This window comes from Enterobacter sp. JBIWA003 (assembly GCF_019968825.1).
GTDB lineage: Bacteria > Pseudomonadota > Gammaproteobacteria > Enterobacterales > Enterobacteriaceae > Enterobacter > Enterobacter quasiroggenkampii.
Genome location: NZ_CP074170.1, coordinates 1,664,047 through 1,682,974 on the forward strand (window position 1 = coordinate 1,664,047; position 18,928 = coordinate 1,682,974).

The 18,928-nt window shown below is 53.5% G+C and carries 15 protein-coding genes; 11 read left to right on the top strand and 4 right to left on the bottom strand.

What is annotated here, in order from left to right; translation table 11 throughout:
• The first annotated feature begins 8 nt into the window (after positions 1 to 8).
• The 4 genes from KGP25_RS07880 to KGP25_RS07895 all read left to right on the top strand — a co-directional run bounded on the left by KGP25_RS07880 (position 9) and on the right by KGP25_RS07895 (position 3,570).
• Entirely contained in the window at positions 9 to 626 is a 618-nt protein-coding gene (locus KGP25_RS07880; protein WP_021240882.1) for a DMSO/selenate family reductase complex B subunit, read from the top strand.
• 1 nt (position 627) lies between these two features.
• Positions 628 to 1,491, top strand: a complete 864-nt coding sequence (locus KGP25_RS07885; protein WP_048027192.1) for a dimethyl sulfoxide reductase anchor subunit family protein — start codon at positions 628 to 630, stop codon at positions 1,489 to 1,491.
• 276 nt (positions 1,492 to 1,767) lie between these two features.
• Entirely contained in the window at positions 1,768 to 2,916 is a 1,149-nt protein-coding gene (locus KGP25_RS07890; protein WP_008499979.1) for an MFS transporter, read from the top strand.
• Between the two features lie 123 nt (positions 2,917 to 3,039).
• Positions 3,040 to 3,570, top strand: coding sequence for an anti-virulence regulator CigR family protein (locus KGP25_RS07895; protein WP_048027194.1), 531 nt, complete (start codon positions 3,040 to 3,042; stop codon positions 3,568 to 3,570).
• Between the two features lie 35 nt (positions 3,571 to 3,605).
• Here KGP25_RS07895 and pflA read toward each other — a convergent pair whose 3' ends face one another.
• The 4 genes from pflA to ycaO all read right to left on the bottom strand — a co-directional run bounded on the left by pflA (position 3,606) and on the right by ycaO (position 9,908).
• On the bottom strand, positions 3,606 to 4,346 hold the full coding sequence (gene pflA, locus KGP25_RS07900; protein ID WP_008499976.1) for a pyruvate formate lyase 1-activating protein: 741 nt from the start codon (positions 4,344 to 4,346) through the stop codon (positions 3,606 to 3,608).
• A gap of 203 nt (positions 4,347 to 4,549) precedes the next feature.
• Positions 4,550 to 6,832: a formate C-acetyltransferase gene (gene pflB / locus KGP25_RS07905; RefSeq protein ID WP_023310992.1), complete on the bottom strand. Its 2,283-nt coding sequence runs from the start codon at positions 6,830 to 6,832 to the stop codon at positions 4,550 to 4,552.
• A 51-nt stretch (positions 6,833 to 6,883) separates the two neighbouring features.
• The gene (gene focA, locus KGP25_RS07910) at positions 6,884 to 7,741 is read right to left on the bottom strand and encodes a formate transporter FocA (protein WP_008499974.1); all 858 of its coding nucleotides are present in this window, start codon (positions 7,739 to 7,741) and stop codon (positions 6,884 to 6,886) included.
• Between the two features lie 406 nt (positions 7,742 to 8,147).
• A complete protein-coding gene (gene ycaO, locus KGP25_RS07915) occupies positions 8,148 to 9,908 on the bottom strand; it encodes a 30S ribosomal protein S12 methylthiotransferase accessory factor YcaO (protein WP_045417297.1) in 1,761 nt (586 codons plus the stop codon).
• A 127-nt stretch (positions 9,909 to 10,035) separates the two neighbouring features.
• On the opposite strand from ycaO, the gene KGP25_RS07920 reads away from it, so the two are divergent.
• The 7 genes from KGP25_RS07920 (at position 10,036) to KGP25_RS07950 (ending at position 18,922) form a co-directional block, all read left to right on the top strand.
• Positions 10,036 to 10,728: a DUF421 domain-containing protein gene (locus KGP25_RS07920; protein WP_045908389.1), complete on the top strand. Its 693-nt coding sequence runs from the start codon at positions 10,036 to 10,038 to the stop codon at positions 10,726 to 10,728.
• A 162-nt stretch (positions 10,729 to 10,890) separates the two neighbouring features.
• A complete protein-coding gene (gene serC / locus KGP25_RS07925; RefSeq protein ID WP_045908388.1) occupies positions 10,891 to 11,979 on the top strand; it encodes a 3-phosphoserine/phosphohydroxythreonine transaminase in 1,089 nt (362 codons plus the stop codon).
• Between the two features lie 69 nt (positions 11,980 to 12,048).
• Positions 12,049 to 13,332: a 3-phosphoshikimate 1-carboxyvinyltransferase gene (gene aroA / locus KGP25_RS07930; RefSeq protein ID WP_223540221.1), complete on the top strand. Its 1,284-nt coding sequence runs from the start codon at positions 12,049 to 12,051 to the stop codon at positions 13,330 to 13,332.
• 184 nt (positions 13,333 to 13,516) lie between these two features.
• Positions 13,517 to 14,200, top strand: coding sequence for a (d)CMP kinase (gene cmk, locus KGP25_RS07935; RefSeq protein WP_024907794.1), 684 nt, complete (start codon positions 13,517 to 13,519; stop codon positions 14,198 to 14,200).
• 111 nt (positions 14,201 to 14,311) lie between these two features.
• On the top strand, positions 14,312 to 15,985 hold the full coding sequence (gene rpsA / locus KGP25_RS07940) for a 30S ribosomal protein S1 (RefSeq protein ID WP_008499966.1): 1,674 nt from the start codon (positions 14,312 to 14,314) through the stop codon (positions 15,983 to 15,985).
• Positions 15,986 to 16,155: 170 nt separating this feature from the next.
• The gene (ihfB, locus tag KGP25_RS07945; RefSeq protein WP_008499965.1) at positions 16,156 to 16,443 is read left to right on the top strand and encodes an integration host factor subunit beta; all 288 of its coding nucleotides are present in this window, start codon (positions 16,156 to 16,158) and stop codon (positions 16,441 to 16,443) included.
• 214 nt (positions 16,444 to 16,657) lie between these two features.
• Complete coding sequence (locus tag KGP25_RS07950) at positions 16,658 to 18,922, top strand: ComEC family protein (protein WP_223540222.1); 2,265 nt, start codon at positions 16,658 to 16,660, stop codon at positions 18,920 to 18,922.
• Positions 18,923 to 18,928: the final 6 nt, after the last annotated feature.

The following is an 18,928-nucleotide window of genomic DNA, read 5'->3' on the forward strand; positions in this document are numbered from 1 at the left end:
AGTAACCGATGACAACTCAGTATGGATTTTTTATTGATTCCAGCCGTTGTACCGGGTGCAAAACCTGCGAGCTGGCCTGTAAAGATTACAAAGACCTGACGCCGGACGTGAGCTTCCGCCGCATCTACGAATACGCCGGGGGCGACTGGCAGGAAGATAACGGCGTCTGGCATCAGAACGTCTTTGCGTATTACCTGTCGATTGCCTGTAACCACTGTGAAGATCCTGCCTGCACCAAGGTCTGCCCGAGCGGGGCGATGCACAAGCGTGAAGACGGCTTTGTGGTGGTGGATGAAGATGTCTGCATCGGCTGTCGCTACTGCCACATGGCGTGCCCGTACGGCGCGCCGCAGTACAACGCCGCCAAAGGTCACATGACCAAATGCGACGGTTGCCACACCCGCGTAGCGGATGGCAAAAAGCCGATTTGCGTCGAGTCCTGCCCGCTACGCGCGCTGGACTTCGGTCCCATTGAAGAGCTGCGTCAGAAACACGGTCAGCTCGCCGCCGTGGCACCGCTGCCGTCTGCGCACTTCACGAAGCCGAGTATTGTGATTAAACCTAACGCCAACAGCCGTCCTACAGGTGACACCACCGGCTACCTGGCAAACCCGAAGGAGGTGTGAGATGGGAAGTGGATGGCATGAATGGCCGCTGATGATCTTCACGGTCTTTGGTCAGTGTGTGGCGGGCGGCTTCATTGTGCTCGCGCTGGCGTTGTTGAAAGGTCAGCTCAATGCTGAACAGCAGCAGCGTTTAGTGTTGAGCATGTTTGGCCTGTGGGTGCTGATGGGGATTGGCTTTATCGCCTCAACGCTGCACCTGGGCTCGCCGATGCGCGCGTTTAACTCTCTGAACCGCGTGGGAGCCTCATCACTGAGTAACGAGATTGCCAGTGGCGCAATTTTCTTTGCCGTCGGTGGGCTAGGCTGGCTGCTGGCCGCTATGAAGAAGTTGCCTGCGGGTCTGCGCAGCCTGTGGCTGATCCTGACCATGGTGCTGGGCGTGGTGTTCGTATGGATGATGGTGCGTGTCTATAACACCATTGATACCGTCCCCACCTGGTACAGCGTCTGGACGCCAATGAGCTTCTTCCTGACGATGTTTATCGGCGGGCCGCTGCTGGGCTACTTGCTGCTGCGCGTGGCGGGTGTCGACGGATGGGCTATGCGTTTGCTGCCCGCTGTTTCGCTTCTGGCGCTGGTAGTGAGTGCGATGGTCGCCCTGATGCAGGGTTCTGAACTGGCAACCATTCACAGCTCTATCCAGCAGGCCTCTGCCCTGGTGCCGGACTACGGTGCGCTGATGGCCTGGCGTATCGTCCTGCTGGTCGCTGCGCTGGTATTCTGGATTGCTCCTCAGCTCAAAGGCTATCAGCCTGCGCTGCCGCTGTTGTCACTCGCTTTTGTGCTGGTACTGGCGGGTGAACTGATTGGTCGCGGCGTGTTCTACGGGTTGCATATGACTGTAGGTATGGCTATCGCCAGTTAACGTTGTATTTGGTTATATCAAGCCGGGCCTGAGTGCCCGGCTTTTTCTTTTTTCGATCATGAAATTTTTCGACTGTCGTGTTGTTTTAATTTTGCCCATTAATAAATGAAAACAGAGACATAATTAATATCTATAGCAGGCGTGGCATTAGCAGGATAAGTTTTTTAAATCGACAGGGAACATATTGTGCGAGGCGGCTAAATCAGTGGATTGACTTTGTTTTTGCCAGTGGCATGATGCGCACGAAATCTGAACTTCCTCACGGCTTTTTAATCCATGACCACCTATACCCGGCCAGTGCTGCTGTTGCTCTGTGGCCTGCTTCTGTTGACCCTGGCGATCGCAGTGTTAAATACGCTCGTCCCGCTGTGGCTCGCCCATGAAAACTTACCGACCTGGCAGGTGGGTATGGTCAGCTCATCCTTTTTTACCGGGAACCTGCTGGGTACGCTGGTGACCGGGAGCCTGATCAAGCGCTTTGGCTTTAACCGCAGCTATTATCTGGCCTCGCTGATTTTCGCTGCCGGGTGTGCGGGGCTGGGCCTGATGGTCGGCTTCTGGAGCTGGATGGCATGGCGCTTTATCGCCGGTGTCGGCTGCGCGATGATTTGGGTGGTCGTTGAAAGTGCGCTGATGTGCAGCGGCACCTCCCGCAACCGCGGACGCCTGCTGGCTGCCTACATGATGGTTTATTACGTCGGCACCGTGCTGGGACAACTGATGGTAAGCAAGCTGCCAACCGACCTGATGAGCGTTCTGCCGTGGGTGACCGGTATGGTGCTGGCCGCGATCCTGCCGCTGCTCTTTACGCGCATTGTGAACCAGAATAGCGAACACCAGGAAGCAACCCACGTCTGGCCAATGCTGAGGCTGCGTCAGGCGCGTCTGGGCGTTAACGGCTGCATTATCTCGGGGATTGTCCTCGGCTCGCTCTATGGCCTGATGCCACTCTATCTTAACCATCAGGGCGTCAGCGACTCCGGGATTGGTTTCTGGATGGCGGTGATGGTGAGTGCGGGTATTGTGGGGCAGTGGCCAATTGGCCGCCTGGCGGACCGCTTTGGACGTCTGCTGGTGCTGCGCGTTCAGGTCTTCGTGGTGATCATGGGCTGTCTTGCTATGCTCAGCAACGCCGCGATGGCGCCTGCGCTGTTCATTCTCGGGGCTGCTGGCTTTACGCTCTATCCCGTCGCGATGGCCTGGGCCTGTGAGAAAGTTGAGCATCACCAGCTGGTGGCAATGAACCAGGCGCTGTTACTGAGCTATACCATCGGCAGCCTGTTAGGGCCGACGTTTACCGCGATGCTGATGCAGAATTACTCCGACAATTTACTGTTTATCATGATCGCCAGCGTGTCGTTTATTTATCTGTTAATGCTGCTGCGTAAAGCGGGCGAACATCCAACGCCGGTGGCACATGCCTGATGAATTAAAAGCCTGTCGATGACAGGCTTTTTTGTCCCCATCACAACTCAGAGTTTTACTTATTGTTTGTTTAATGCGCCGGACGATAATTCAGGTGAGTCCTACCACAATAAGGCAGTAATCATGTCTATACGTCGTTTTTCCACTACCGCACTGGCCGTAGTGTTGTCTTTAACGTTTGCAACGGCTCCGGTCATGGCTAATCCTGGCAACGGGAATGGCAATGGTCACGGAAACGGAGGCGGACAGGGTAACAGCGGCAATCATGGTAACGGGAATTCTGGTAACGCCGGTAACCATGGTAATAAGCAAAATAACGGTCAGGATAACCCTGGTAAATCGGATAAGAACTTCAAAAACAGCAAAGATGTCGGTAATGACGTTGATGCTCGCGTGAGCTTCGATCATGCCCGCCATCTGGCCGTGAATTACGGCTTAACGGGCTATAAGTCTCTGCCTCCGGGGATCGCAAAAAACCTGGCGCGCGGTAAACCACTGCCTCCGGGTATTGCGAAGAAGGCCGTGCCGGCCTCAATGCTGGACCAGCTTCCTTCCTATCCCGGCTATGAATGGCGCGTAGTGGGTGACGACCTGGTATTAATTGCGCTGAGTACTGCCATTGTGACGTCCGTTATTAACGGCGTCTTTAAATAGAATAAAAAAGGCCCGGTTCTCACCGGGCCTTTTCTTTAATACATCACTTTGTGACCGTACTGTTCAAGAATACCTTTGACGCGTTCCATCGTCTCTTTTTTCGGCGGCTTCACGCCATCGAGCTTGTACTCTTCACCCATGGCCACCCATTTATGTTTACCCAGCTCGTGATAGGGCAGAAGCTCGATTTTCTCGACGTTGCCCATGTCGCGGGTGAATTCCCCCAGGCGGTGCGCGGAGTCGTCGTCATCTGACCAGCCTGGTACCACCACGTAGCGGATCCAGGTTTTGATGCCTTTATCGGCAATGTATTTGGCAAACTCCAGCGTGCGGTGGTTGGAGACGCCCACCAGGTTCTGGTGGATCTCATCGTTCATCTGTTTGAGATCGAGCATCACCAGATCGGTCACCTCGAGCAGTTCATCAATTACCGGATCGTAGCGACGTACAAAGCCATTGGTATCCAGGCAGGTATGAATGCCTTCTTTGTGGCAGGCGCGGAACCAGTCGCGGACAAATTCAGCCTGAAGAATGGCTTCACCGCCGGATGCGGTCACACCGCCACCGGAGGCGTTCATAAAGTGGCGATAGGTCACCACCTCTTTCATCAGATCGTCGACGGTGACTTCTTTACCGCCGTGCGTATCCCAGGTGTCGCGGTTATGGCAGTACAGGCAGCGCATCAGGCAGCCCTGGAAAAAGGTGATAAAGCGGATACCCGGGCCATCGACGGTGCCACAGGATTCAAAGGAGTGAATACGACCAATAGTTGACATTGCGGTGATATCTCCATCATCGGCCCGTCCCGGGCCTGTGTATGCACAGCTCAAAGCCGGCTGTGTTAAGTCTGTTTTGGCTGTTATCCATTCAGTATAGATAGCGGACAAAAGAGACTGAGGTGGAGAGGGTGCTAAAAAGGCCCCACTGACGTGGAGCCTTTATTGTACGCTTGTTAACGCGTGATTTCAGTCAATTCCACTTACATGGACTGAGTGAAAGTACGGGTGATAACGTCCTGCTGCTGTTCTTTAGTCAGGGAGTTAAAACGTACTGCATAGCCAGATACGCGGATGGTCAGCTGAGGATATTTCTCAGGGTGTTCCATCGCGTCGAGCAGCATTTCACGGTTCATGACGTTCACGTTCAGGTGCTGACCACCTTCGATGGACGCTTCGTGGTGGAAGTAACCATCCATCAGACCCGCGAGGTTAGTTTTACGCACTTCGTCGTCTTTACCCAGCGCGTTTGGCACGATAGAGAAGGTGTAAGAGATACCATCTTTCGCGTAAGCAAACGGCAGTTTAGCAACGGAAGTCAGAGAGGCAACCGCACCTTTCTGGTCACGACCGTGCATTGGGTTCGCACCTGGGCCGAATGGCGCGCCAGCACGACGACCGTCTGGGGTGTTACCGGTTTTCTTACCATACACAACGTTAGAGGTGATGGTCAGAACAGACTGAGTCGGGATAGCGTTACGGTAGGTAGTCAGTTTCTGAATTTTCTTCATGAAACGTTCTACCAGGTCAACCGCCATGTCATCAACGCGAGAATCGTTGTTACCAAACTGCGGATATTCGCCTTCGATTTCGAAGTCGATAGCCAGACCGTCTTCGTCACGAATTGGTTTAACTTTCGCATATTTGATTGCAGACAGGGAGTCAGCAGCAACGGACAGACCTGCGATACCACACGCCATGGTGCGGATAACGTCACGGTCGTGCAGCGCCATCAGAGAAGCTTCGTAGCTGTACTTGTCGTGCATGTAGTGGATAACGTTCAGCGCAGTGACGTACTGTTTCGCCAGCCAGTCCATGAAGTGATCCATGCGGTCCATCACTTCGTCGAAGTTCAGAACGTCGCCTTTGATCGGCTCAGACTTAGGACCAACCTGCATTTTCAGTTTTTCATCAACGCCGCCGTTGATAGCGTACAGCATGGTTTTCGCCAGGTTTGCACGCGCACCGAAGAACTGCATTTGTTTACCAACAACCATTGGGCTTACGCAGCAAGCGATAGCGTAATCGTCGTTGTTGAAGTCCGGACGCATCAGGTCATCGTTCTCGTACTGCAGAGAAGAAGTGTCGATGGACACTTTAGCGGCGAATTTCTTGAAGTTCAGAGGCAGTTTTTCAGACCACAGAACGGTGATGTTCGGCTCCGGAGAAGGACCCATGGTGTACAGGGTGTTCAGGAAGCGGAAGCTGTTTTTGGTCACCAGAGTACGGCCGTCAACGCCCATACCGCCGATGGATTCAGTTGCCCAGATTGGGTCACCGGAGAACAGCTCATCGTATTCAGGCGTACGCAGGAAGCGAACCATACGCAGTTTCATGACCAGGTGGTCAATCATTTCCTGAGCGTCTTGCTCGGTGATTTTGCCTGCTTTCAGGTCACGTTCGATGTAAGCATCCAGGAAGGTGGATACGCGACCGAAGGACATCGCTGCACCGTTCTGAGACTTAACTGCGGCCAGGTAGCCGAAGTAGGTCCACTGGATAGCTTCCTGAGCGTTGGTAGCAGGACCAGAGATATCGCAGCCGTATTTAGCCGCCATCTCTTTGATCTGACCCAGCGCGCGGTGCTGTTCAGCGATCTCTTCACGCAGACGGATAGTCGCTTCCAGGTTTACGCCGTTTTCCAGATCGGACTGCAGGGAAACAAACTGCGCGTACTTGTCTTTCATCAGGAAGTCGATACCGTACAGCGCAACGCGACGGTAGTCACCGATGATACGGCCACGGCCATACGCATCTGGCAGACCAGTCAGAACGCCAGATTTACGGCAGTTCAGAATGTCTTTGGTGTAAACATCGAATACGCCCTGGTTGTGGGTTTTGCGGTATTCGGTGAAGATTTTTTTCAGCATTGGGTCCAGCTCGCGGTTATACGCTTTGCATGAACCTTCAACCATTTTAATACCACCGAACGGGATGATTGCGCGTTTCAGTGGTGCTTCAGTCTGCAGACCAACGATTTTCTCAAGGGCTTTGTTGATATAGCCAGCATCGTGAGAAGTGATGGTGGAAGCAACGGAGGTGTCAAAATCAACTGGCGCGTGAGTGCGGTTTTCCAGTTTAACGCCTTCCATTACGCTGTCCCACAGCTTGGTGGTCGCGTCAGTTGCGCCAGCCAGGAAGGATTCGTCACCTTCATACGGGGTATAGTTTTTCTGAATGAAGTCACGTACGTTTACTTCATTCTGCCAGTCACCTTTCGCAAAACCTTCCCAGGCTGTGGCTAACTTTTCATTAAGCTCGGACATGTAACACCTACCTTCTTAAGTGGATTTTTTATTTACTGCCTGAGAAAACCATCAATGATGATCGTCGCCACGCAGGTAAATGACCCAGTATGTCAACCCAACTAACAGACCCCCACCGATAATGTTCCCGATAGTGACAGGGATCAGGTTATCAGTAATGAAATTCATAATAGTCAGGTGAGAGAAACTTTCCGGGGATGAACCAACTGCGGTCCAGAACTCCGGGCTCGCAAAGTCGCGGATAACAATGCCCATTGGGATCATGAACATATTCGCGATACTGTGCTCAAAGCCGCTGGCAACAAACATCGCAACCGGCAGAACCATAATTAAGGCTTTGTCCATCAGGCTACGACCCGAGTAGCTCATCCATACAGCCAGGCAGACCATCAGGTTAGCGAGGATGCCGAGAGCAACGGCTTCGATAAATGTGTGGTGCATTTTGTGGTCGGCGGTTTGCAGGACGTTAAGGCCCCAGCCACCGTTGGCGGTCATGTACTCGCCAGAAAGCCACATCAACAAAACAAAGAGCAGACAGCCAACCAGGTTACCCACGTAAACATTAAGCCAGTTACGTGCCAGCTGACCCCAGGTAATTCTTCCGCTGGCCTTTGCCACGACAATCAGCACCGTTGAGGTGAAGAGGTCGGCGCCGCAAATGACGCAAAGAATCAGACCCAGTGAGAAACAAATGCCGCCAATCAGTTTGGCCATGCCGAAAGGCATTCCGGCAGTACCGGTGGTGGCGGTGATGTAGAAGACGAAAGCGATAGAGATGAACACACCAGCCGTGATCGCCAGATAGAACGTCTTCATCGGGTGTTTCGTTGCTTTATAGACACCTGCTTCTTCGGCAACTTTGGCCATCGCAGCAGGGAGTAAAAGATCAAAAGGGTTGTCAGCTTTCACACTAACTCTCTCTTTATTAAGTCGGCGACGAGATACTAACAAAGCATTATAGAAGAGAAATTGATATAGATCATATCTCGCCTGGCTTATAGGCCCGCAGTGTGTATGGATTTACAGCAAATGCGGAGTAAGTATTTGATTATCCGTATAAAAATAAATTTTAAAAGTTATGAAAAGAGTTGAATTTTTTCGTTCGGCCACCTCTTTATCAGTTAATTAATATGGAGTATTAACCATAAAAAGTAACAGTAAAGCCCAGATCAATATTATTATATTTACCCGTGTTTAACTTTATTATTACAATCAACAATCATTGCCGAAGAAAATAAAAAACGGGGCAATGAAATTGCCCCGTAATATAGCCCAGACGATTGAATACGCCTACTGCTGGTAATGTTATGTGCGCTTATTTTGACCAGTAAGCAGCTTTTGCTTTCTGCAGCTTTTCGTAGGCCTTCAGCAGTGACTGATGCGCCGGGAAGGCTTTCAGATCGCTATCAACAGCCTGCAGTCCATAGAACGGCGCTTCGCCGCTCAGGGCCGCGCTGGCTGCTTCAACGGCCTCAGCCCCGTACATACGCACGAAAGCATTCAGGTATTGCAGCGGTTCGCGATCCTCTTCCTGTGCAAGCAGCAGCAGGGTTTGCAGGCAACGGTAATAGTTGGTGCGCTCGGCAGAGAAGACCGACTGGTTGAACTCCATGGTCCACTCGGTCCAGGCCAGGGCCTGATCCAGATCGCCACCCGCCAGAGCCAGCATTGCTTTCAGTTCACCGATACGCAGGGTATACCAGCCGTTATCTTTACCGGTCGCCAGACCCAGGAGTTCGCGTACGCGGGTGAAGTCATCGTGGCCTTCTTCGTCCAGTTGGGCGATCAGGTTCAGGTAATCTTCTTTCTCCCATTCACTGCCCGGCAGAGCCAGCAGCGTTTCGCGCAGATGGGCGCCCATGCTGTTGTTCGCCAGCCACAGGTCTTCCGCTGGATAGATATCAGACATGCCAGGCACGATGATGCGGCACGCGTAAACGCCCAGGTGCTCGTAATCGGCAATGTACACTTCCTGGTCTTCCGCGTTGAAGATCGCCATCAGCGTGGCGAACTCTTCTTCCGTAGTACCGGCGAAGCTCCAGTCCACGAACGGATAGTCCGCGTCCTGCTTGAACATATCCCAGGAAATTAAGCCGCTGGAATCGATGAAGTGGGTTTCGAGGTTGGTATGCTCGGCCACTTCTTCATCGTCAAACGTTGGCGGCGTAAACACGTCGAGATCTTTCAGGCTACGGCCCTGCAGCAGCTCGGTGACGGTACGCTCCAGCGCCACGCCGAAGTCCGGGTGCGCGCCGAAAGAGGCGAAGCAGGTACCGTTGGTCGGGTTAAACAGCACGACGCAGATCACCGGATACTTGCCGCCCAGCGAGCCGTCATACGCGAAGATTGGGAAACCTTCTGCTTCCAGTTTGGCGATGGATTCCACCACGCCCGGGTAGCGCGCCAGCACGTCTGCCGGAATTTCAGGCAGGCTGATGGATTCGGCAATAATGCGGTTTTTGATGTGACGCTCGAAGACTTCAGACAGACCCTGCACGCGCGCTTCATTGCGGGTGTTACCGGCGGACATGCCGTTAGACACATACAGGTTGCCGACGATGTTCATCGGGATATAGACGGTCTGCTCGTCAGACTGACGGGTAAAGGGCAGGGCGCAAATACCGCGATCGTCGTTTCCGGACTGCAGATCGATCAGCATGCTGGCGGTCAGTTCGTTTTCCGGATCGTAGAAAGCACGCAGACGCGCGTCGAGAATACCTTCCGGCAGTTCGTCGTCTTCCGTCAGTGGGAACCATTTTTCGTTCGGATAGTGAACGAACGGGCCGTTGGCGATGGTTTCGCCCAGCCAGAAGTCAGCGAAGAAATAGTTGGTGGACAGACGCTCAAAATACTCACCCAGCGCGGAGGCCAGTGCCGCTTTTTTCGTCGCGCCTTTACCGTTGGTAAAGCACAGGGCACAGTCTTTATCGCGAATATGCACGGACCAGACATGAGGCACCGGATTGAGCCAGGAGGCTTCTTCGATGTTAAAACCCAGGTCGGTCAGTTTCTGCTGGAAGCGAGCGATGGAATCTTCCAGAGCGGCGTCTTTGCCGGGGATAAACGTTTGAGTCATGGCGTTCACTTTTATCGTACGTAAAGCGCGCAATGATACGGGTTTTGCGTGACGGGTGCTATCTTCGGCGAAAATAAATGCCTGAGCTATGCTTACAGTCAGTAACCTACTGTTAAGGCATAGAAAAATGAAAGCGTTTGATCTCCAGCGGATGGCGTTTGATAAAGTCCCTCCAGAGTTTTTAGGCGAAGTCGCGCTTCGCAGCCTGTATACCTTCGTTCTCGTTTTCCTGTTTCTCAAAATTACGGGCCGCCGTGGCGTAAGGCAGATGTCGCTCTTTGAAGTGTTGATTATCCTGACGCTGGGTTCCGCGGCGGGGGATGTCGCATTCTATGATGATGTGCCGATGGTGCCGGTCTTCATCGTTTTTGTCTCCCTGGCGCTGCTTTACCGGCTTGTCATGTGGCTGATGTCGAAAAGTGAAAAGCTGGAAGATCTGCTTGAAGGGAAGCCGGTCGTTATCGTCGAGGACGGTCAGTTGGCCTGGGAAAACGTTCAGAGCGCCAATATGACCGAGTTTGAGTTCTTTATGGAGCTACGCCTCAACAGCGTGGAACAGCTCGGGCAGGTGCGTCTGGCGATCATGGAAACCAACGGGCAGATTAGCGTCTATTACTATTCTGACGATGAGGTGAGGCCGGGACTGTGCATCCTGCCGGATATGCTGATCGAGCGTTTCAGAACCGTACCTGAGTCAGGCGAGTACGCCTGCGTGAGATGTAGCCATGTCGTCGCGATGCAGCCGGGGGATCGTCAATTATGCCCCCGCTGTGCAAATCCGGAATGGACGAAGGTTAGCCGGGCTAAACGCATCACCTGACAGCCATTTTGTCGGTTTTGTCCTGGCGAGGCGGCAGATTGTTTTGTGTGACGTGGGGCACATTTCACGGGTCATAAGTTTTAGACATTGCGGCGCGTGTCACTGAATGATAAAACCGATATCCACAGTTATAACTTATGGCTTTTAGCGTGGTGAGGGGAAATGGCTCAAGTCTTTAATTTCAGTTCAGGTCCGGCAATGTTACCGGCAGACGTGCTTAAACAGGCTCAACAGGAACTTTGTGACTGGAACGGTCTGGGAACGTCGGTGATGGAAATCAGCCACCGGGGTAAAGAGTTTATTCAGGTGGCGGAAGAGGCAGAAAAGGATTTTCGCGATCTGCTGAATATTCCCTCGAACTACAAAGTATTGTTCTGTCACGGCGGCGGGCGCGGCCAGTTTGCGGGCGTACCGCTGAACATCCTGGGCGATAAAACGACGGCAGACTACGTTGACGCAGGCTACTGGGCGGCCAGTGCGGTGAAAGAAGCGCACAAATACTGCACGCCGAATGTGATCGACGCCAAAGTGACTGTTGACGGCCTGCGCGCGGTGAAGCCAATGAGCGAGTGGCAGCTTTCTGATAACGCCGCGTATCTGCACTACTGCCCGAACGAAACCATTGACGGCATTGCCATCGACGAGACGCCAAACTTCGGCAGCGATGTCGTGGTTGCCGCTGACTTCTCCTCCACCATTCTGTCTGCGCCAATTGACGTCAGCCGTTATGGCGTGATCTACGCGGGCGCACAGAAAAATATCGGCCCTGCAGGCCTGACGATTGTTATCGTGCGTGAAGATCTGCTGGGTAAAGCGCATACATCCTGCCCGTCGATTCTTGATTACACCGTGCTGAACGACAACGATTCTATGTTCAACACCCCACCGACGTTTGCCTGGTACCTTTCCGGCCTGGTCTTCAAATGGCTGAAGCAAAACGGCGGCGTGGCGCAGATGGACAAAGTGAATCAGCAGAAAGCTGAACTGCTGTATGGCGTGATCGACAAGAGCGATTTCTACCGCAACGATGTGGCGAAAGCTAACCGTTCCCGCATGAACGTGCCGTTCCAGCTGGCGGACAGCAACCTGGATAAAGTGTTCCTGGAAGAGTCCTTCGCGGCAGGCCTGCACGCGCTCAAAGGTCACCGTGTCGTGGGCGGCATGCGTGCCTCCATCTATAACGCGATGCCGCTGGAAGGCGTTAAAGCTCTGACCGATTTCATGATCGACTTCGAACGTCGCCACGGTTAATTGCGCTGTTTTCACCCCCGTAGCCCTGCTGCGGGGTTTTTATTATGTTGAGTTGAGAGTTAAGTTTTCATGGAATCCCTGACGTTACAACCTATCGCGCGGGTAGATGGCACCATTAATCTGCCTGGTTCAAAAAGTGTCTCGAACCGCGCTCTGCTGCTGGCAGCACTGGCAAACGGCACCACCGTCCTTACAAACCTGCTGGACAGCGATGACGTGCGCCATATGCTCAATGCGCTGAAAGCGTTGGGCGTTCATTACACTCTCTCCGACGATCGCACCCGCTGCGAAGTGACCGGCAACGGCGGCGCGCTGCAGACGGGTGAAGAGCTTGAGCTGTTTCTGGGCAACGCGGGTACCGCGATGCGTCCGCTGGCGGCGGCTCTGTGTCTTGGGCGCAACAACATTGTGCTGACCGGTGAGCCGCGCATGAAAGAGCGTCCGATTGGTCATCTGGTGGATGCCCTGCGCCAGGGGGGCGCGCAGATTGAGTATCTGGAGCAGGAAAATTATCCGCCACTGCGTCTGCGCGGGGGCTTTACCGGCGGTCACGTCCAGGTTGACGGCAGCGTTTCCAGCCAGTTCCTGACCGCGCTGCTGATGACCGCGCCGCTGGCACCGCAGGATACGGTAATTACGATTAAAGGTGAGCTGGTCTCCAAACCGTATATCGATATCACGCTGCACCTGATGAAAACCTTCGGCGTCGAGGTGGAAAACCAGTCTTATCAGCGCTTCGTAGTACGTGGGGCGCAGCAGTACCAGTCGCCGGGCAGCTATCTGGTTGAAGGCGACGCCTCGTCGGCTTCTTACTTCCTGGCGGCGGGCGCGATCAAAGGCGGTACCGTGAAGGTAACCGGTATTGGCCGCAACAGCGTGCAGGGCGATATCCGTTTTGCGGACGTGCTGGAGAAAATGGGCGCGGTTGTGACCTGGGGCGATGACTTCATCTCCTGTACCCGTGGCGAGCTGAAGGCCATCGACATGGACATGAACCATATTCCGGATGCGGCGATGACCATTGCCACAGCGGCGCTGTTTGCAAAAGGCACCACCACGCTGCGTAATATCTACAACTGGCGCGTAAAAGAAACCGACCGACTGTTCGCGATGGCGACTGAGCTGCGTAAGGTCGGCGCTGAGGTGGAAGAGGGCGAAGACTACATTCGCGTCACGCCTCCTGCAAAACTGCAGGTTGCCGAGATCGGAACCTACAACGATCACCGTATGGCGATGTGCTTCTCGCTGGTGGCGTTGTCAGACACGCCTGTCACCATTCTTGATCCAAAATGTACGGCGAAAACGTTCCCGGACTACTTCGAACAGCTGGCACGCATTAGCACGCTGGCCTGATAACGCCTGCCGCATCACCCGATGCGGCATTTCCTTACGCTTCCTGACGAACACATCCGTTCATTTCTTCTACACTCTGCTTCAATCAATCCGTAATTTGCACGCAAAGGTAACAGTTGCGCACGTTGACGCGTATAATGCGCGGCGTTCATGTAAACGGTATGCCTTATTTAAGGAGAAAAAGATGACGGCAATTGCCCCGGTAATCACCATTGATGGGCCGAGTGGCGCAGGGAAAGGGACTCTGTGCAAAGCGATGGCGGAAGCGTTGCAATGGCATCTTTTAGATTCGGGAGCAATCTATCGCGTGCTGGCTCTGGCTGCGCTGCATCATCATGTGGACGTGGCGTCTGAAGAAGCGCTGGTTCCGCTGGCTGCGCATCTTGATGTGCGTTTCGTGTCGACCGATGGCAACCTGGAAGTCATCCTTGAAGGGGAAGACGTGAGCGGGGAAATTCGTACTCAGGAAGTGGCGAATGCGGCCTCCCAGGTAGCAGCCTTCCCGCGCGTTCGTGAGGCGCTGTTACGTCGTCAGCGCGCGTTTCGTGAAGCACCGGGCTTGATCGCAGACGGACGCGATATGGGAACCGTGGTATTCCCTGATGCACCTGTGAAAATTTTCCTTGACGCCTCTTCGGAAGAACGTGCTCAACGCCGCATGCTTCAGTTGCAGGAAAAGGGGTTTAGTGTTAACTTTGATCGCCTTTTATCCGAGATAAAAGAGCGCGATGACCGCGATCGTAACCGCGCCGTCGCCCCACTTGTTCCAGCAGAAGATGCATTAGTTCTGGATTCAACCAGTTTAACTATTGAGCAAGTGATTGAAAAAGCGCTACAATATGCGCGCCAAAAACTGGCACTCGCGTAATCGCGACCGATTTAGCAGTACCCCCGCTGCAAAGGATTGACGGCGGGTATGTGAAACAACCCCATCCGGCACGGAGCCAGGTGGACGTTAATATTAACCTGAAGATTAAACATGACTGAATCTTTTGCTCAACTGTTTGAAGAATCCTTAAAAGAAATCGAAACCCGCCCGGGTTCCATCGTTCGCGGTGTTGTTGTTGCTATCGACAAAGACGTAGTACTGGTTGACGCCGGTCTGAAATCTGAGTCCGCCATTCCGGCAGAGCAGTTCAAAAACGCCCAGGGCGAGCTGGAAATCCAGGTTGGCGACGAAGTTGACGTTGCTCTGGACGCAGTAGAAGACGGCTTCGGTGAAACCCTGCTTTCTCGTGAGAAAGCGAAACGTCACGAAGCATGGATCACGCTGGAAAAAGCTTACGAAGAAGCTGAAACTGTGGTCGGTGTTATCAACGGCAAAGTTAAAGGTGGCTTCACTGTTGAGCTGAATGGTATTCGTGCGTTCCTGCCAGGTTCTCTGGTAGACGTTCGTCCAGTTCGTGACACTCTGCACCTGGAAGGCAAAGAGCTTGAGTTCAAAGTAATCAAGCTGGACCAGAAGCGTAACAACGTTGTTGTTTCCCGTCGTGCCGTTATCGAATCCGAAAACAGCGCAGAACGCGATCAGCTGCTGGAAAACCTGCAGGAAGGCATGGAAGTCAAAGGTATCGTTAAGAACCTCACTGACTACGGCGCATTCGTTGACCTGGGCGGCGTTGATGGCCTGCTGCACATCACCGACATGGCGTGGAAACGCGTTAAGCACCCAAGCGAAATCGTGAACGTGGGCGACGAAATCACTGTTAAAGTGCTGAAGTTCGACCGCGAGCGTACTCGTGTATCCCTCGGCCTGAAACAGCTGGGCGAAGATCCATGGGTAGCTATCGCTAAGCGTTACCCAGAAGGTACTAAACTGACTGGTCGCGTAACCAACCTGACTGACTACGGCTGCTTCGTTGAAATCGAAGAAGGCGTTGAAGGTCTGGTGCACGTTTCCGAAATGGACTGGACCAACAAAAACATCCACCCATCCAAAGTTGTTAACGTTGGTGATGTAGTGGAAGTGATGGTTCTGGATATCGACGAAGAACGTCGTCGTATCTCCCTGGGCCTGAAGCAGTGCAAAAACAACCCATGGCAGCAGTTCGCGGAAACCCACAACAAGGGTGACCGTGTTGAAGGTAAAATCAAGTCTATCACTGACTTCGGTATCTTCATCGGCCTGGACGGCGGCATCGATGGCCTGGTTCACCTGTCTGACATCTCCTGGAACGTTGCAGGCGAAGAAGCAGTTCGTGAATACAAAAAAGGCGACGAAATCGCTGCAGTTGTTCTGCAGGTTGACGCAGAGCGTGAGCGTATCTCCCTGGGCGTTAAACAGCTCGCAGAAGATCCGTTCAACAACTGGGTTGCACTGAACAAGAAAGGCGCAATCGTAAACGGTAAAGTGACTGCAGTTGACGCTAAAGGCGCAACCGTAGAACTGGCTGACGGCGTTGAAGGTTACCTGCGCGCTTCTGAAGCTTCCCGTGACCGCGTTGAAGATGCCACTCTGGTTCTGAACGTAGGCGACGACGTTGAAGCTAAGTTCACCGGTGTTGACCGTAAGAACCGTGCAATCAGCCTGTCTGTTCGTGCTAAAGACGAAGCTGATGAGAAAGATGCAATCGCAACTGTTAACAAACAGGAAGATGCAAACTTCTCTAACAACGCAATGGCTGAAGCTTTCAAAGCAGCTAAAGGCGAGTAATATCAGGTTCTCAGCATCATGTGCGCTGTAATGCATTTACAGCGTGAAGGATGAGGAGCAAACTTGACAGATTACAGGATTCGTCCTGTAATCAATAACAAAGGGCGGCTACGGCCGCCCTTGTTTAATGAGCTGTTCAGCTAATTGGTTTGAAAGGAACCGGAGGAATCATGACCAAGTCAGAATTGATTGAAAGACTTGCCAGTCAGCAACCGCATATCCCTGCCAAAGCAGTGGAAGATGCCGTAAAAGAGATGCTGGAGCATATGGCCTCCACTCTTGCCCAGGGCGAGCGCATTGAAATCCGCGGTTTCGGTAGTTTTTCTCTGCACTATCGTGCTCCACGTACCGGGCGTAACCCGAAAACTGGCGATAAAGTCGAGCTGGAAGGTAAGTACGTTCCACACTTTAAGCCGGGTAAAGAACTGCGCGATCGCGCCAATATTTACGGCAACTGAGTTTAGCCAGCCGGTTAAACTGGGTTCGAAAGAAAGCACCTGCGGGTGCTTTTTTTGTACCCGTCGCTTTCTTTCTGAAGGTGCCCCGCATTTTCCGTTTCGTTTTCTGCAACCCGTAAAATACCTTGCTGCGCTTGCTGTAAATCGCATCCTTCACACCTGACGACCCGCTCAACCTGCTTGCATACTGCCACCCTGAAACAGGGAGGTAGCAATGGGAATTCCCGCGCTTAGTGTCTGCGCCATGCTGGCGATAGTTCCGTTACTCTGGTTACCTGAATTGCCGTCACCTTACGCCGTGTGGGTCATGGTGGCTGGCGGGATAGTGCTTGCTGCATGGCAAAACCGTCGAGTGAAGTATGCTGGTATCACGCTGTTATTTTGTGCGTGGGGCATTCTGGCCGCGCAAGAGAGCGTCTGGCCGATGCAGCATTTAACAACGGGGGCCGTGCAGGCTGAGGTAGAGCTCACCGCGACCGACGGCACCACTCTGCATCAGGGAAACATTCGCAGCGTCGATGGCAAGCGCTGGTGGGCCTCCACCGGCGTAACGCTGTATGGCAATTATCTGCCGCAGAAAGCCTGTGCCGGTCAGCGCTGGACCATGACGCTCAGGCTCAGGCCTGCACACGGCGAACTGAACGACGGCGGTTATGATGCTCAGCGCAGCGCTTTTGCCCGACATCAAACATTGAGCGGGCGCTTCACCCGTGCGGAACTCGTCGACGGGCGCTGCAGCCTGCGAGCGCAATATCTGCTGTCGTTGCAAAACCGACTTTCAGCTTATCCATGGGGAGCGGTTATCCTGGGCCTTGGGATGGGGGAACGCCTGGATGTACCGCGGGAAATAAAAGATCTTATGCGGGAAACCGGCACGCTGCATTTGATGGCGATTTCGGGTCTGCATATCGCGCTGGCAGCCTCTCTCGTCTGGTTACTTGCACGTGGACTCCAGTTTTTATTACCCAGTAATCGGGTCCACTGGCAAATGCCTCTCCTTGCCGGGTTAATCTTTGCTGCTTTCTACGCCTGGCTTACCGGCCTGCAACCGCCTGCGCTGCGGACGGTCATCGCACTTGCTGTGCTTGCTATGTTGCGGATCGCTGGCCGTCAATGGTCTCCCTGGCAGGTATGGGGGTGCTGTATCGCGGCGATACTGTTAAACGATCCGTTAGCCGTACTTTCGCAGAGTCTGGCTTTGTCAGCCTTTGCCGTCGCCGCGCTGATTTTCTGGTTTCAGTGGCTGCCGCTTCCTGACTGGCAGCGGACAAGACGTATACGGCCGCTAGTGAACCTGATTTATCTGCAGGTCGGCATGTTGCTTCTGCTCATGCCGTTACAGGTTCTGATTTTCCATGGCTTCAGCCTCTCATCCCTGGTCGCGAATCTCTTTGCCGTGCCCCTGGTAACGTTTGTCTCCGTCCCGCTGATCCTGCTCGGTATGCTGCTCCATCTGCTACCGCTGGCAGCGGTTGAAAGTGCCATCTGGTTTGCTGCCGATAAGTCGCTTGCGGGACTCTTCTGGCTACTGATGCGCCTGCCTGATGGCTGGCAGAATGTCGATCAACGCTGGCAAACCATGGCATTACTGCCGTGGTTGATCATCATTGCCTGGCGTTTTCGTGCCTGGAAAACCGTTCCTGCCGTTTGTCTTGCAGGCAGCGTCTTACTGACGTTTCCCGTCTGGCGAGCGGCAAAAAGCGAGAGCTGGGCGCTGCATATGCTGGACGTGGGGCAGGGGCTGGCCATGGTTATTGAAAGGCAGGGAAAAGCCATTCTTTATGATACCGGGCTCGCCTGGCCGGACGGAGACAGCGCGCAGCGGTTAATTATTCCCTGGCTTCGCTGGCATCACCTGCGGCCAGACGGGGTGATTCTCAGTCATGAACATCTTGACCATGCAGGAGGTCTCGTTTCTTTGCAAAAAGCATGGCCGGATATATGGATAAGAAGCCCGTTGCGCAGGACGGGACACCGTCCCTGTTTTCGTGGGCAGAAATGGGAATGGCAGGGGTTAACCTTCACCGTCCACTGGCCCCCTGAAAATTACCCGGCCCAGGGGAATAACCGTTCCTGCGTGGTAAAGGTGGACGACGGGGAGCAAAGTGTTCTGTTAACAGGAGATATTGAAGCGCAAGCGGAACAGGCTATGCTTAGCCATTACTGGCGCTATATGACGTCCACGTTGATACAGGTGCCCCATCATGGCAGCAATACCTCGTCTTCATTGCCGCTGGTACAGCGGGTGGGAGGACAGATTGCCCTGGATTCCGCGGCCCGCTATAACGCATGGCATTTCCCGTCGCCAAAAGTTGTCCGACGCTATCGAAAAGAGGGGTATATCTGGCACGATACCCCTCACTCAGGACAAATATCGGTGACATTCTCGCAACATCACTGGCAAATCCGGCGCTTGCGAGAGCAAATTTTACCACGTTGGTATCATCAGTGGTTTGGCGCGCCCGTCGATAACGGGTAGAATATG

Bases quoted from the DNA above. Each gene is read 5' to 3' on its own strand.
- KGP25_RS07950 (WP_223540222.1), top strand. From the start codon at position 16,658: ATGGGAATTCCCGCGCTTAGTGTCTGCGCCATGCTGGCGATAGTTCCG.
- KGP25_RS07890 (WP_008499979.1), top strand. From the start codon at position 1,768: ATGACCACCTATACCCGGCCAGTGCTGCTGTTGCTCTGTGGCCTGCTT.
- ihfB (WP_008499965.1), top strand. From the start codon at position 16,156: ATGACCAAGTCAGAATTGATTGAAAGACTTGCCAGTCAGCAACCGCAT.
- KGP25_RS07880 (WP_021240882.1), top strand. From the start codon at position 9: ATGACAACTCAGTATGGATTTTTTATTGATTCCAGCCGTTGTACCGGG.
- KGP25_RS07920 (WP_045908389.1), top strand. From the start codon at position 10,036: ATGAAAGCGTTTGATCTCCAGCGGATGGCGTTTGATAAAGTCCCTCCA.
- aroA (WP_223540221.1), top strand. From the start codon at position 12,049: ATGGAATCCCTGACGTTACAACCTATCGCGCGGGTAGATGGCACCATT.
- ycaO (WP_045417297.1), bottom strand. From the start codon at position 9,908: ATGACTCAAACGTTTATCCCCGGCAAAGACGCCGCTCTGGAAGATTCC.
- serC (WP_045908388.1), top strand. From the start codon at position 10,891: ATGGCTCAAGTCTTTAATTTCAGTTCAGGTCCGGCAATGTTACCGGCA.
- cmk (WP_024907794.1), top strand. From the start codon at position 13,517: ATGACGGCAATTGCCCCGGTAATCACCATTGATGGGCCGAGTGGCGCA.
- rpsA (WP_008499966.1), top strand. From the start codon at position 14,312: ATGACTGAATCTTTTGCTCAACTGTTTGAAGAATCCTTAAAAGAAATC.
- KGP25_RS07885 (WP_048027192.1), top strand. From the start codon at position 628: ATGGGAAGTGGATGGCATGAATGGCCGCTGATGATCTTCACGGTCTTT.
- KGP25_RS07895 (WP_048027194.1), top strand. From the start codon at position 3,040: ATGTCTATACGTCGTTTTTCCACTACCGCACTGGCCGTAGTGTTGTCT.
- pflB (WP_023310992.1), bottom strand. From the start codon at position 6,832: ATGTCCGAGCTTAATGAAAAGTTAGCCACAGCCTGGGAAGGTTTTGCG.
- pflA (WP_008499976.1), bottom strand. From the start codon at position 4,346: ATGTCAACTATTGGTCGTATTCACTCCTTTGAATCCTGTGGCACCGTC.